This is a genomic window from Flavobacterium denitrificans DSM 15936 (genome assembly GCF_000425445.1).
GTDB lineage: Bacteria > Bacteroidota > Bacteroidia > Flavobacteriales > Flavobacteriaceae > Flavobacterium > Flavobacterium denitrificans.
Window position 1 is genome coordinate 708,693 of record NZ_AUDL01000004.1, and the last position, 13,340, is coordinate 722,032.

General features: G+C 33.4%; 12 protein-coding genes and 1 pseudogene. 1 reads left to right on the forward strand and 12 read right to left on the reverse strand.

The window, feature by feature from the left end:
* Nucleotides 1–62: 62 nt before the first annotated feature.
* From H600_RS0103180 to H600_RS0103190, 3 genes are read right to left on the reverse strand one after another with little or no spacing between them, the layout of a single operon-like run.
* Nucleotides 63–2,453: a M28 family peptidase gene (locus tag H600_RS0103180; protein ID WP_035108274.1), complete on the reverse strand. Its 2,391-nt coding sequence runs from the start codon at nucleotides 2,451–2,453 to the stop codon at nucleotides 63–65.
* A gap of 10 nt (nucleotides 2,454–2,463) precedes the next feature.
* Entirely contained in the window at nucleotides 2,464–2,811 is a 348-nt protein-coding gene (locus tag H600_RS0103185) for a hypothetical protein (RefSeq protein ID WP_026727438.1), read from the reverse strand.
* Nucleotides 2,808–4,337 (reverse strand): bifunctional GNAT family N-acetyltransferase/carbon-nitrogen hydrolase family protein, encoded by a 1,530-nt coding sequence (locus H600_RS0103190; RefSeq protein ID WP_026727439.1) that lies wholly within the window; start codon nucleotides 4,335–4,337, stop codon nucleotides 2,808–2,810. Before H600_RS0103190 ends, H600_RS0103185 begins: the two co-directional genes overlap by 4 nt.
* Nucleotides 4,338–4,519: 182 nt before the next feature.
* Here H600_RS0103190 and H600_RS0103195 point away from each other — a divergent pair, with 182 nt between their 5' ends.
* Nucleotides 4,520–4,843, forward strand: a complete 324-nt coding sequence (locus H600_RS0103195) for a single-stranded DNA-binding protein (RefSeq protein ID WP_026727440.1) — start codon at nucleotides 4,520–4,522, stop codon at nucleotides 4,841–4,843.
* A gap of 74 nt (nucleotides 4,844–4,917) precedes the next feature.
* Here H600_RS0103195 and H600_RS21785 read toward each other — a convergent pair.
* The 9 genes and pseudogenes from H600_RS21785 to H600_RS0103240 form a co-directional block, all read right to left on the reverse strand.
* Nucleotides 4,918–5,610, reverse strand: a pseudogene (locus tag H600_RS21785) (DUF2461 domain-containing protein).
* An 81-nt stretch (nucleotides 5,611–5,691) separates the two neighbouring features.
* Nucleotides 5,692–5,877 (reverse strand): hypothetical protein, encoded by a 186-nt coding sequence (locus H600_RS0103205; RefSeq protein WP_026727441.1) that lies wholly within the window; start codon nucleotides 5,875–5,877, stop codon nucleotides 5,692–5,694.
* An 83-nt stretch (nucleotides 5,878–5,960) separates the two neighbouring features.
* Complete coding sequence (locus H600_RS0103210; RefSeq protein WP_026727442.1) at nucleotides 5,961–6,479, reverse strand: ferritin; 519 nt, start codon at nucleotides 6,477–6,479, stop codon at nucleotides 5,961–5,963.
* Between the two features lie 93 nt (nucleotides 6,480–6,572).
* Nucleotides 6,573–8,009 carry a hypothetical protein gene (locus H600_RS0103215; protein ID WP_026727443.1) on the reverse strand — a complete coding sequence of 479 codons (1,437 nt, stop codon included), beginning with the start codon at nucleotides 8,007–8,009 and terminating at the stop codon, nucleotides 6,573–6,575.
* Between the two features lie 155 nt (nucleotides 8,010–8,164).
* Nucleotides 8,165–9,301 carry an OmpA family protein gene (locus tag H600_RS0103220; protein WP_026727444.1) on the reverse strand — a complete coding sequence of 379 codons (1,137 nt, stop codon included), beginning with the start codon at nucleotides 9,299–9,301 and terminating at the stop codon, nucleotides 8,165–8,167.
* A 97-nt stretch (nucleotides 9,302–9,398) separates the two neighbouring features.
* On the reverse strand, nucleotides 9,399–10,814 hold the full coding sequence (locus H600_RS0103225; protein WP_026727445.1) for a hypothetical protein: 1,416 nt from the start codon (nucleotides 10,812–10,814) through the stop codon (nucleotides 9,399–9,401).
* Nucleotides 10,815–10,852: 38 nt separating this feature from the next.
* On the reverse strand, nucleotides 10,853–11,482 hold the full coding sequence (locus H600_RS0103230; protein WP_026727446.1) for a chloramphenicol acetyltransferase: 630 nt from the start codon (nucleotides 11,480–11,482) through the stop codon (nucleotides 10,853–10,855).
* Entirely contained in the window at nucleotides 11,482–12,189 is a 708-nt protein-coding gene (locus H600_RS0103235) for an HAD family hydrolase (RefSeq protein WP_026727447.1), read from the reverse strand. Before H600_RS0103235 ends, H600_RS0103230 begins: the two co-directional genes overlap by 1 nt.
* A gap of 180 nt (nucleotides 12,190–12,369) precedes the next feature.
* Nucleotides 12,370–13,254: a DMT family transporter gene (locus H600_RS0103240; RefSeq protein WP_026727448.1), complete on the reverse strand. Its 885-nt coding sequence runs from the start codon at nucleotides 13,252–13,254 to the stop codon at nucleotides 12,370–12,372.
* Between the last annotated feature and the right edge of the window lie 86 nt (nucleotides 13,255–13,340).

Consider the following 13,340-nt stretch of genomic DNA (forward strand, 5'->3'; position numbering starts at 1 on the left):
AAAAAGCACTATGAAAATAGTGCTTTTTTTAACTTTTGGACCTTTATTTATTTTGAAACTCGTTACTGTGGTTGAACAATAGGTTTTATACTATCTTTTGCTACCGCTAGACTATCCGTAACTGGAGCAACAGGTACTTGCGGAACTGGCGCCACATATCTTTTTATTTTCTGCTGAACCAAAACCGCATCATTTAATACAAATGGCGTTGGCATCATCCAATCGCTTCTTGGTTTGACTTTCAACAACGGATTTGTCATCAAATCAAATGAACTTTCGATTAAATCCATATCAAAAATTGATGATTTATTAATGTAAAATTCCATTTCTAGAGGTTCATTGCCTACAACATAATAGCATAATATTTTTGCACCTTCACGCTCAAGACGATTTGTTTTTTCGCCCGAAGTGGCAACACCATTTGCCTTAAAGTTGTAAAAAGTCATCTTTGGATTAGCAAAAATATCATAACGGTTTACTTTTCGGTTTGGTGTAATTCTGATTTTCAAATATCTTTTGTTTCCTATAACGCTGTCTCTTAAGAAAGATATGGTTGGTTTTGGAACATCAACAACTGGCGCGATTGCACTGTACGTAAATCCAGAATTGTATTTGCTGGCAAGTGGAAGACTGTTCAAACCAACAGCTTTTTGATTTTTTTCTCCTAAATATGATTTTGTCCATTCGTCTAAATTGATATCATAAGTGGTCCAAACCGCAGAATTGTTGTTTGCATTATAAACATAAAGCAAGCTGTTTGATTTTGCTTTTCCGTGTTCATATCCAGAATGATATCCTGCATAGATGAAAAATCCAATTGAAGCCGCGAAAAACAACATCGTCCAAATTCCTTTTTTGATAAATGCACCAAATATTGGAAGTAATAATCCAAAAAGCAAAACAGTTAGAACAGCACTTCCAAAAAGAATTTTCAACCCTAGACCAATTGGAAACATTACGATAAATGGTGCAATGATAACCAAAGCCGGAATAGAGAAAAGTAAATTTAATCCTAAACTGTTATGGCCTGTAAGAACATAAATTCCGAATAAAATCACGCCAAAATATACAGGAATAATCAAAAATCCTGCACCCACTAAACTATTAGCAATAAAGCCATTTATAATAATCCAAAGAAGCAACGCTGCTACAAAATGATTCATCGCTGATTTTGGCTCAGAAAAATGATGGTAAAATGCAAAACTAATTGCAATACTCAGTGTAACAAATGCGCCTATGTAAGCGTGGCCGTTATACGTAAATCCGTTGAGCATATCCGAATATTGAGGATAAACTTCTAAAACAATTTTCCAGCCTAAAAACGTTACTAACCCTGCAATAATGATTGCTCCTAAAAGCGGCACAAAACCTTTGAAGATTTCTCTGAAGTTGACAGTGTGTTTTGCTTTTCCAATAAAAAGAAAAACAATTAGCAATCCTAAAGCAATGAGTGTCATAGGTGTTACCCATGAAAAAGGAAAACTGATAAATGAAAATGGAATATTGAAGTAAACATCATCTTCAGTTGAATCAGTGGCATTTAAATCAGCATTTGAGAAATACTTCAGCAAAGGCATCAAATACGAGCCTTGATGCGCAAGAGTAGTTTTGTTTAAATGCTGTACATCGTCTTGCTGTGTATGATAATTGTAATGTCCGTCGATGAAAGCAAAGTTGAAACCTTGAATTTTGCCTTGCTCTCTAAAAACAGTCAAATCGGTATCATTAGGGAGCATTTTGTAAATGCTGTACATTAACGAATTTGAAACTGGATAAGCCGCTTTTGCATTTGCAAATTCTTTTACAAGCGCTTTGTTTCCTTGGTTGGTTTCCATCAACATATAACTTGGGCCAGACGAACCTCTTGCCTCAAAATTAAGGACTAAGCCAACATCTTTTGCCCACGGATGTTTATTTACAAAAAGTGCTGCGCCGTTTAATCCTAATTCTTCAGCATCAGAAAAAAGAATTATAATGTCGTTTTTGTGTGGTTGTTTTGCGTATAAAAAAGCACGAACGCCTTCTAGAATGGTTGCTACTCCAGAAGCGTCATCACTAGCTCCTTTTGAAAAGGAATGCGGTGCACTGTCGTAGTGCGAAAGCAATAAAAGAGCTTTTGAGTTATTTGCCCCCTTTATGCGGGCCAAAATATTCTTTGATTTTACTAAAAGTCCTCTGTCGTTTAATGTGAATCCTTCTTGTATTGAAGTTTCTAATCCTATTCGGTTGAGTTCGAGTATTAAATAATTAGCAACAAGTTCATGATTAGTCGACCCTACATAATGCGGTTTTTGCGCAATAATTTCTACCTGATTCAAGGCTCTTTCTGTCGAGAATTCTGCGAGCGCTTCTTCTTCCCGAGAAATATATTGTGGCATCATTGTGGCATAAATTATGCCCAAAATACCTAATACACAAAGAAATCCAAGAATTGAGGTGGGGTTTTTTTTCATGATGAATTGTCTATATTTCTTTTTTAACTAGCATAAAATAATCATTGTCTAAGGAACGATATCCTTGGTCATACAGGAAATAGTAGGTGTTCCCTGTTTTGGTCTGCAAGATATTGGTAAAGAAATCAAAATCAAAACCTTTATTTATCATTTTTTCCCTCGTTGCTTTCGATTTCCCTTCGGTATTTAATTCAGACAAAATACGGTAATTTTTGCGTAATTTATTGTTTACATTTCGCATAAAATTAGTGCTGTCTTTGTTTATTTTGTTATTGTAGGCATTTCGGCAACTGTCAGAACAGAATTTTTTGTCTTCTCTTCCAACAATTTTTTCAGAGCATTCGAGGCATGTTTTCATGAATTAAGTTTTTTTATTTCATATAAATCTGTTCTTCTGTCTTTTAATGTGTGGACGCTTCCGTGTTCGTGAAGCTCTTTTAATAAATTTAAATCGACATCGACGATTAATGTCATTTCTGTATTTGGAGTCGCTTCGGCTTTGATCCCGTTGCTTGGAAAAGCAAAATCTGATGGTGTAAAAACCGATGCTTGTGCATATTGAATGTCCATATTATTTACTTTCGGAAGGTTTCCAACGCAACCTGCAATAGCAACATAACATTCATTTTCAATGGCACGCGCTTGCGAACAATGTTTTACACGAGTATAGCCATTTTGTGTATCTGTTAAAAACGGAACAAAAAGAATATTCATTCCTTCATCGGCTAATAGTCTTGAAAGCTCTGGGAACTCCACATCATAACAAATTAAAATTCCAATTTTTCCACAATCTGTATCAAAGGTTTTAAATTCTGAACCGCCTTTCATTCCCCAGTGCACAACTTCATTCGGGGTGATATGAATTTTGGTATACATTTCTGAAGTTCCGTCTCTTTTGCATAAAAAACCGACATTGTATAAATTACCGTTTTCCATAAATGGCATGCTTCCAGTAATGATATTGATATTGTATGAAATCGAAAGTTCCTGGAAACGTTTTCTTACAGGTTCTGAATATCGGGCGAGTTCCCGAATGGCTTCAGCTTCTGATAAATGATTATAATCGGCCATTAATGGCGCAATGAAAAGTTCTGGAAATAAAGCAAAATCACTTCCGTAACCCGAAACGACATCAATAAAAAATTCAGCTTGTTCAAAAAATTCTTCCAGATTATTCAGTTGGCGCATTTGCCATTGAATCAAACCAAGACGAATAACGCTTTTTTCAAGATTGATCAATTTTGGATTTTCTTCATAATAAATATTGTTCCACTCCAGTAAAACAGCAAACTCTTTCGATTCTTCATCACCTTCCAAATAGTTTTTGATAATTCTTAAAACGTGAAAATCATTGCTTAACTGAAAGGAAAGAACAGGATCATACAATTCTTTGTGTTTTACCTTTTCGATATAATTTTTTGGAGTTAATTTTTTTGAATGTTGCGCGTAATTTGGAATTCGGCCGGCAAATACAATAGCTTTTAGATTCAATTGCTCGCAAAGTTCCTTGCGGGCATCATATAAACGACGCCCTAATCGAAGACCACGATAATTTGGATGAATGAAAACATCGATTCCGTACAAAATCTCGCCGTCGTAATCGTGTGTTGAAAAAGTGTATTCACCAAGAATCTGGCTGTAGTTGTGTTTTTTGTCCACGAGTTTTTCATCGACAATAATGGACAATGCTGATCCTACAACTTTGCCGTCAACTAAAATTACTAATTGTCCTTCTGGAAAAATTCCTAGCAATTTTTCAATCTCTTTAGATTCCCAATAGGAATTTGCCATTTCGGGATAGGATTGAATCATCGAATTTTTTAATTGTTTGTAGTCTTCGATTTCTAAATTGCGAAGCTCAACTTTATTGATTTTTGTCTGCATATCGTAGGATTTATCTCAAATATACGAAAATATTTCCATTTACAAACGCTTACAAACAGTTACAAGCGAAAGTAAATAGTTTGCAACCGAATAAATTTTGAAAGCCATTGCATCTTTGCATCGTTGAATTTGAGAAACAGATTCCGCTTTATTAAAACAAAAAAATATACGCCATGAATGAAATGAAAAACAGAGTACAATTGATTGGGAATGTCGGAAATGAACCAGAAATTAAAACACTAGAAACCGGTAAAAAGCTTGCGCATTTGACTATCGCAACAAATGATTATTACAAAAACGAGAAAGGCGAAAGAGTACAGCAGACCGAGTGGCATCGTGTGACTGCTTGGGGAAAAGTCGCCGAAATAATTGAGAAATATGTAGTGAAAGGAAAAGAGGTTGCCGTTGAAGGAAAATTAACCCATCGAACTTATGATGATAAAAACGGTGAAAAAAGATATGTTACAGAGGTTGTTGTAAATGATATTTTATTGCTCAGCAAATGATCTTTAGTTTTTGATATTCTAACCCGACAGTCCCAAAGCCTCGGGATAAAACATGTCGGGTTTTATATTTAAAATTACAAAACAGAAACTCCGTTTGCATCTGTGGTTAATACTTCACTCATATAATCAAAAAAAGGACGCATATTTTTAAAAGCATCTAAAGCCAATTCTAGAAAATGCGGACTTAAAACTTCTTCATCTGAAAATCGTTTTATAACCAGAAATTGTTTGAAACGAAGTAAATCAATAGCCGGATGATCTACGTCGAAACCTTTTGGTTTTGTTTTGAGTTGTTCGCCTTGCAAAGTTCCAAAGTTGCTCACAAAAGTTTTGGAATTCAATATTTTTTGAAAAGTCTCCGGATCAAGCGCAAATTCTGTTCTTATTCGTTTTAAATCTGCGGCATTTGGTCCCCAGAACCCACCTGCGAAAAAAGTATTTCCTTTTTCAAGATGAAAATAATAACCGCCACGACGTGCAGCAGTTGCTCAAGTATAGCTTCCTCCCCAAAAAGTTTTGAAAGGTGTTTTGTCTTTTGAAAACCGAATGTCTCTGTATATGCGATAAACACTTTTTTTGCCTGAAGCATTTTCTAAAACATCCGTTTTGGATAATTCTTTTAGCAAAGCGCCTGCAAAAGTTTCAATATGATTGAGTTCGATTAAATATTGCGCTTTATTGGCTTCAAACCAAGGCTTGTTGTTGTTTTCTTTAAGTTGAACCAAAAAATCAAGACTTGATTTCGGAATTGTGACGTTGTTTTCCATAGTTGAATTTAAAATCAAAAGAGGATGCAATTTAAAACTAAAAAACCCACCAGAGAAATCTGATGGGTTTTGTTTATATCGTTAAGCCGTTTTTTTGAATAAATCAAACATAGGACAGCGTGAGCAACGCTTCTTTTCGCTTTTTTTGTATTTTTCGCAACAAGAAGATTTACAGTTTTCAATCTTCTTAATTTTATCAAGGATAACAGCGTTTTTCTTTTTCTTTTTATCCTTTTTTTTGTCCTTGTCTTTTTCTTTCTTGCTCAAAATTTCCCTCTGTATTATTAAAAACAGAGCAAATATAAACCAAAAAAGTTATTTTTAAGTATTCTAAATAAACTTTAACTTTTTTATTTTGGATTGATAGCGATAGAGCTCGTAACTGTTAATTGCTGAATATCACGATCGAACAAGTATAGTCCGCCTTTGTCATCGCCAATCAAGTTGATTTTATCTAGAATTGATTTTGCTGTTGCTTCTTCTTCGATTTGTTCAGAAACATACCATTGTAAGAAATTATGTGTTGCATAATCTTTTTCTTCAAAGGTTATATGTACTAATTCGTTGATAGATTTCGAAACAAAAAGTTCATGGTTATAAAGCTCCTCAAACATTTCCTTAAACGTAGAATAACTAGTTTTAGGTGCTTTTAGATCGGTAACGTGAGCGTGACCTCCGCGTTCGTTTACATACTTTACCAATTTAAGCATGTGTGCACGCTCTTCATCTGACTGCGTATACATAAATTGAGCGATTCCCTCTAATCCATGTACTTCAGCCCAACAAGCCATAGAAAGATACGTTTGCGAAGATTCTGCTTCTATGCGAATTTGCTTGTTTAAAGCTGTTTCAATATTTTTTGATAGCATAATGATGTCTTTTTTGTAAAATTAACAAAAATAATCCATTCCGTTTTTGGGAAAAAGCTAAAACATTAGAGATCTTGGTCAATTCCCAATAAATTAATTTCTAGTTGGTGGCAGAGATTTTGAAAACATGGCTTTGTTCATGATTGGATTTCCAGGATTTTGATCCATAAAACCATCTGTAAACTTACGCATAGTATAGCTTTTCGTGGCATTATCATAATAACCTAAAATATAGAAATTTGGAACTTTAAGAATACTGACCAAAGAAACGTTTTTGCTCGTGCTCAAAAAATAGTTGAGATTATCAATTGCCAAAGGTTCTAAACGATTGTTGTTTATAAATTCAGAATCAAAATTTAATGCAGCATCAAAAAATACCATTTTGCTGGCATTTTGAACATTATTAAAATCCATGTTATTGTAGCTTATGCCAAAAGTTTGATAAGCCGCAAACCCGCCAAAAGTGATGTATGTATATTGCTTGCTTTTGAACGCAGAAAGTGCTGAATTTACGGTAGATATTTGTTTTAGAAATTTAGCTGTCGTTTTTAATTTCTGAGGCCTTTCGCCATTTACTTGTAAAAACATTGGCGAATTTTTAAAAGTGATAGTGTCGTTTTTGGAAACAGAAACATTTTTAAGGCTTTTTCCCGAATCAAAATCTTTTATGCTAAATAAAAATTGGTCAGCATTCGCACTGATTTGATATAATTTTTTTTCTAAATAAAAAGAATTTGTGGTCGATGAAGTTTGTGTTGCTGGCGTATCAAAGATTTTTTCAGTTACTTCATTGGTTTGAAAATTCAGATGAAATGCTTGAGTTTTTTTTGTATTGTAATCAAATGTGAGCACAATTCCATCATCTTGTACATACATTTTGCTTTTGTTTTCGCTTTTGTCTAAAGAAGAAAAATCGTCAGATTCAATTTTTTCGATAGGATAGTGGTATTGCACCAATGCGCTAAAAGAAACGCCTTGTCCTTTTTCATTTTTAAAAGAAAAGGGTGCGAAATTGAACATTTTTATTTCGCATTTGTCATTTCGGAATTCAAACACAAGCAAATGCTCTTGGTCTTTTTCCTTTGAAACAACATAAAAAGCATTGTTTTTTTGAAAAGAAGTTATTGTACTTCCGGTATTTGGAGGAAAATCAAAACTCAAGGCATTTGATGTTTTGGTTTCCAGATTGTATTTTATAATTCGGATATTTTTGTGGTTTTCTGAACCCCAATATAGTGTAGGATTTCCATCATCGCCAAAACTGTAACCTATTAAAACTCTCTTTTGTTCACTTCGAATAGTATCTCTGAATTGATTTGCAAGAAAGAGTGATTTGTTATATTTTAAAATATTGATGGTTTTGTTGTCAGAAGCAAAGACAAAAACCTCATTAGTTTTGACATTTTCAGCATTTATAAGCTGGCCGTTTTCTGTAGGTTTATTCAAATTCAGAACAGCAGAATTTAATATAGTCTGACTTAACAATATTGATTGCGAAAACAAAAGGCAGAAAAGCAGTAATTTTTTCATTAGGATTTGGTGGGATATATTTTCAAAATTAATGAAATAAAATGATTTTTTCGCAAGCGAAAAATTAAAGATAGATAAGACAATTTTCTTTTTTTAAACATAAAAAAAGCCTCAAAGAAATTTCTTTAAGGCTTTAATTCCTGAAATAAAAAAGATTATTTTACTCTGAAAGTAACTCTTCTTGCTAATCTTCTAGCTTCTTCAGATTCTTTTTGGATAGAAGTGTCAGCTCCTTCAGAAACAACATTCAATCTTGAAGATGAAATACCGGCTTTTTCTAAAATGGTTTTCACATTTGTAGCTCTCAAATTTGATAACTTGTTGTTATACTCAGAACTTCCAACTTGATCAGCGTGACCAACAATATCAATTGAAGCTGATGGGTTTTTTCTTAAGTAAGACAAAATTACATCAATCGCAGAAGTTGAAGCTTCGATAGGAGTAGATTTGTTGAAATCAAAATAAACACTGTAGTATTTGTCATTGATCATTTCTTTAACAACATCTTTGTCAGTAACAACAGTATTGTTTACAGGTTTTTCAACAATAACTTGTTTTTCCGGAGCTTTTTTAATTTGCTCTTCAAGACCAGCTACTTTATTTTCTAAAGCTGCAATATCAGCGTTATCCGACATTACAACCCAGTCAGCATGTTTTGCGTTTTTACCTAAGTAAACTTGTAAACCAATTGTTCCGTTAAACATTAATCCAGAAAAACCTCTGTTTCCTGTCAAGGATGCGCCATCAAAAGTATGATCTTGGTAAGCATTTAAAATTGTGCTTGCATCGGCAGTCAAAGCAATTCTATCCGTTAGTCTTACCTGGCCAGTTAAACCAGCAATTGCATTACCAATTCTGTCTCTAACGTGATAGTCTTTGTTTTCTAATTGAGCAACTCCAAAACCTGCGTGTGCTAATAAGCCAAATGTATTAGTCCACGTTTCAAAATTCATAATGCGTCCCAAGTTTGCCACACCTTGCAAATCAATTCTGTAATATTTTGAATCAAAAGGAAGAGAGCTGTTTTTTTGCTCTGTTAAACTATTGTATCCAAAATCAGCTTTTAAACCAAACTTGTTATTCAGCATGTATCTTACACCCAAATCAGCAGTAAAAGGACTGATTCTTGGGCTGTAATAATTGCTTGATGAAAATGGGCGCTGCGCTTTGTTTAAACCGCCATCAAGTTCGACAGACCATTTATTAAAATTATCTGCAGTTTTTGTCTCTGTTTGTGCACTTACATGCATAATGCTTAAAGCAAATGCGAGCGTAATTACAATTTTTTTCATTGTTTTGAGATTTTTAAATTTTGCCCAAAAAAACGATGTATTGTAAGAATAATCCTCCTCTAAAAGTTATATTTATAACAGAATAGGTTTAGATGGTTTATCGGTTTACGCTTTGATAAAATTCAGATTCATTGTTATCATCTGAGAATTTTCGCAGTGTATATAGTTTTGTTTTTAGGTCATAATAACCCAAAATGAAATAATCTTTGAATTTAAGAATGGAATGCATTCTTGTTTTTGAATTGTTGTCAATAAAATAGTAGATTTTGTCTGTTGCGAGAGGTTCTTGTTGCAAGGACGTTGGGTTGAAATTGCTGTCAAAAATACTTTCAAAAAATACTGCTGTTGTGTAATAATTGGGAGTTTCGTTTACTTTTATAAAAAGAAATTCCTGGAAAAACTCGTCAAAAGGTTGTTGGTAATCTTGTTTTAATAAACCTCCTAGAGTGATATAAAGATTTTGATCGTTGCTGAAGACAGATACAACGGCATTTGCGGTAGATAATTCTTTTAAAAACTTAGTTGTATTTTTTAGTTCTTTAGTTCCCTTATTGCTTTTTTGAATTTGAATTGGGGAGTTTTTAAAATGGATGCTGTCGTTTTTAGTAACCTCAAAATTTTTAACAATTTGGCCAGATTCAGAATCTTTTATTTCAAAAAGAAATTCTTCATCATTTGCATTTATTTGATATAACTTATTGTTATAGAAAAAAGAGTTTGATGTTTTTGGTTTTTTTTTACCAAGTGGCTGGGCAAAGTTTTTTTCTTTTATCTCAAGAGTATTTAAATCGATATCAAAGAATTGTGTGTTTTTAATGTTGTGATCAAGGGTTAAAACTATTCGGTTTTTTTCGGGATAGAACTTAATTTTTGAGTTTGCTTTATAAATGGAATTATATTCATTCGATTCCATTTTTTCAATAGGATTTTCCACTAGAAGCTGACGAAAGCTTTTGCGCGTCATATTGTTGTTTTGAAAAATAAACGGACTAAAATCAAGTTCTTTTTGTTCAACTAACCCATTTTTAAAAACATAAAGAGTAAATTTTGCTTCTGATTTGCTTTCACCAAGTATATAAAAAGTATTGTTGCTTTGATATTCTGCTCTAATAGTATGTGTTGAGGCAGGAAATATAAATTGAATTGCTTTTGACGTGTTGTTTTCAAAATAATATTTAATAATAACAATATTATTGCCGTCAGATGTGCTCCAATATAAAGTAGGATTTCCATCTTCGCTGAAACTATAACCCATCAAAGTTCTGTTTTCTATATAAGTGGTAGAACTGATAAATTGCTTAGTTAAAAATAAAGCACTATTATATCTTAAAATCTTAAAATCTTTCTCGGTTTTTGCAAATACAAAGACTTCATTTGTTGCATCGTTTTTAGTCGTCAAAATCATTGAAGATTCTGGTTTTGAACCTAAATTTAAGGGGTAAGAAGTTAATACCGTTTGGCTTAACAAAACGGTATTAGACAATATAGCTAATAAAAAGTAAATTTGTTTCATGCGTTTTTACGCACAAAAAGTATTCCATTTTTTATTTTTTAAGTATTCATCAATTTCTGAAAGAAATCTACAAATTGACCCATATGCAAACCATCCATTAAGCCGTGGTGCACATAGACTGCCATTGAGATTGTTCTTTTTCCAGTTTCAGAAACCATCATTTTGCCAAAAGAAACTTTAGGACAACTGTCTGGAAAAGTAAAACTTCTAGCATGTGTTAGTGAAGTAAAATTCAACCACGGAATTGCCGAGAAATGAATTAAATTGTCATCATTGAATTCTCTTGTGAAAAGTCCGGTTGTGTTTTGAATTCGTTCGATTTCTGCTAAAGCATTTTTTTCGAAGATTTTGAAATCAGAATTATATTCAATTAAAGAAAATCCGAAAGTTCCATCTTCACGGCCAATGGTTGCCGAGGCATCAATACGATCGTTGATGTATATGTTGTCGTCTGAAATTCTGTATTTAAAATTTTCAATCGAATTTACCGCGACTAATGTTTTATGAAGATAATAAATGAAAAACGAAACTTTTAATTCTTTTGCAGTTTGATAAGCCTTGGTACAATCGATTTCAACTGTTGCGCCAAAAAAGGGTTCCTGCATTTGTCTGAAATGAGCAAAATGCTCTTTTCTGTTCCAATTTTCTAAGTCTAAAAGTGTTTTCATTATAATAAATTCGGAACAACTTCTGCAATCGTTTCAAATGAACTAAAATGCTCGTGTTCGATAGTATGATTAATTTTTTCGTGTTCCCAAGTGGTATGAAACGGAATATGAACCGCATAACCGCCAATTCCTAAAACTGGCAAAACGTCTGATTTTAATGAATTTCCAATCATTAAAAATTCATGTGCTTGAATGTCCAAACGGCCAAGCAATTTTTGATAATCGATTTCCTGTTTGTCTGACATTACCTCAATATGATGAAAATAATGACCCAAGCCAGAACGGTGCAATTTGCTGTGCTGATCTTTTAAATCGCCTTTTGTGGCAACAACTAATTTGTATTTGCCTTTTAAAGCTTCAAGCGTTTCTTCGATTCCATCTAAAAGTTCAATAGGCTTTTCTAGCAATTCTTTTCCGTATTGAATTATTTTTTCAATTACAGCAACCGGAATAGTGTTGTTCGAAATGTTCATCGCAGCTTCAATCATCGAAAGAATATAACCTTTGATTCCGTAACCGTACAAAGGCAGATTTGCAATTTCAATTTTGAATAATTCTTGTGAAATGCCTTGATGCGAAAGATAATCTTCCATCAAAGCACAGAATTTATGTTCGGTTTCCTGAAAATAAGGTTCGTTTACAAATAAAGTGTCATCGGCATCAAATGCGATTACTTTTAAGTTTGGTATTTTAGTTTTATGTAACATAGTTTTTTTGTTTCAAGTTTCAGGTTTTCTTTGTTTCAGGTTTTTTGTCACGACCCGAGCGATAGCGAACAGGCGAAGCAATTCACGAATTATTAAACAAATCTGCGCAATCTGCGTGAAATCTCGAATTGCAAAAACTATCAGTGTAAACCCGTTTAATCCGTAAAATCAGCGGGCAAACTATTTAGTAAAAAGTCTTTTCAAAGAAATCGTTTTGTCATAAAATGTAATTCGGATTCCGAAAAGTAAAATGATGCCACCGAAAACCATCTGTAAAGTTATTTTTTCTTCTAAAAACAACCAAGCCAAAATGGATGTAATTACTGCCTGACTCAATAAACTCAACGAAACTCTGGTCGCGCGCATGTGTTGTGTGGCATAACTGATCGAAAGCCAAGCACACAATTGACAAATCACCGCTTGCAAAACCAACACAAACCATCCTGTATTTGAAAATCCTCTAAAAGGTTCGTTTAATGAATAACATAAAATTCCGAGATAGATACTTGACGCTGATAAACTAATCGTCATAAACGACAAAACATCAACTTCTGAAAGTACATTTTTGCTGACTAAAAGATAAATCGAATAAAGAATGCCCGATAAAACGGCAAACAGAAAGGCTTTATCAAAGTTTAAATCGATAAAAAACTCAAAACCTACTAAAGTAACCATTCCGAACAAAGCAACTAATGTTCCGATCCAAAAATTCGTTGCAGGTTTTGCTTTCAAAAAGAAAAATGAACCAACGCCAACCCAAACCGGTGATAAATTAGTCAATAAAGAAGCCTGAGTCGCACTTGATTCCTGAATGGCAATATTCCAAACGGCTACATCTGATGAAAATAATATACCGCAAAGCATTGCCAAAAGCGTAAATTTTAGACTTGGCAGTTTGAAATTTTTGCTCAGAATTGTATAGGGCAAAAGCAAAAGAACAGCGAAAAACATTCGGTAAAAAGCCGAAATTAATCCTGGAGTTAAACGTAATTTTACTAATATCGGAAAAATCGATATGCAAAGTATACCGCAGATTAGGGCTAATCTTGGTTTTGTGAGTTTCATTTTTATTTCTTTATTTTTTGGCGTACATCAAAAATGAAATTGCGTGAATCAGTTAAAATATAACCGATTCACGCAATTTTATATAG

What these genes read in the sequence shown, in the direction of transcription:
- H600_RS0103180 (WP_035108274.1), bottom strand. Translation starts at nt 2,453, where the DNA reads ATGAAAAAAAACCCCACCTCAATTCTTGGATTTCTTTGTGTATTAGGT.
- H600_RS0103185 (WP_026727438.1), bottom strand. Translation starts at nt 2,811, where the DNA reads ATGAAAACATGCCTCGAATGCTCTGAAAAAATTGTTGGAAGAGAAGAC.
- H600_RS0103190 (WP_026727439.1), bottom strand. Translation starts at nt 4,337, where the DNA reads ATGCAGACAAAAATCAATAAAGTTGAGCTTCGCAATTTAGAAATCGAA.
- H600_RS0103195 (WP_026727440.1), top strand. Translation starts at nt 4,520, where the DNA reads ATGAAAAACAGAGTACAATTGATTGGGAATGTCGGAAATGAACCAGAA.
- H600_RS0103210 (WP_026727442.1), bottom strand. Translation starts at nt 6,479, where the DNA reads ATGCTATCAAAAAATATTGAAACAGCTTTAAACAAGCAAATTCGCATA.
- H600_RS0103215 (WP_026727443.1), bottom strand. Translation starts at nt 8,009, where the DNA reads ATGAAAAAATTACTGCTTTTCTGCCTTTTGTTTTCGCAATCAATATTG.
- H600_RS0103220 (WP_026727444.1), bottom strand. Translation starts at nt 9,301, where the DNA reads ATGAAAAAAATTGTAATTACGCTCGCATTTGCTTTAAGCATTATGCAT.
- H600_RS0103225 (WP_026727445.1), bottom strand. Translation starts at nt 10,814, where the DNA reads ATGAAACAAATTTACTTTTTATTAGCTATATTGTCTAATACCGTTTTG.
- H600_RS0103230 (WP_026727446.1), bottom strand. Translation starts at nt 11,482, where the DNA reads ATGAAAACACTTTTAGACTTAGAAAATTGGAACAGAAAAGAGCATTTT.
- H600_RS0103235 (WP_026727447.1), bottom strand. Translation starts at nt 12,189, where the DNA reads ATGTTACATAAAACTAAAATACCAAACTTAAAAGTAATCGCATTTGAT.
- H600_RS0103240 (WP_026727448.1), bottom strand. Translation starts at nt 13,254, where the DNA reads ATGAAACTCACAAAACCAAGATTAGCCCTAATCTGCGGTATACTTTGC.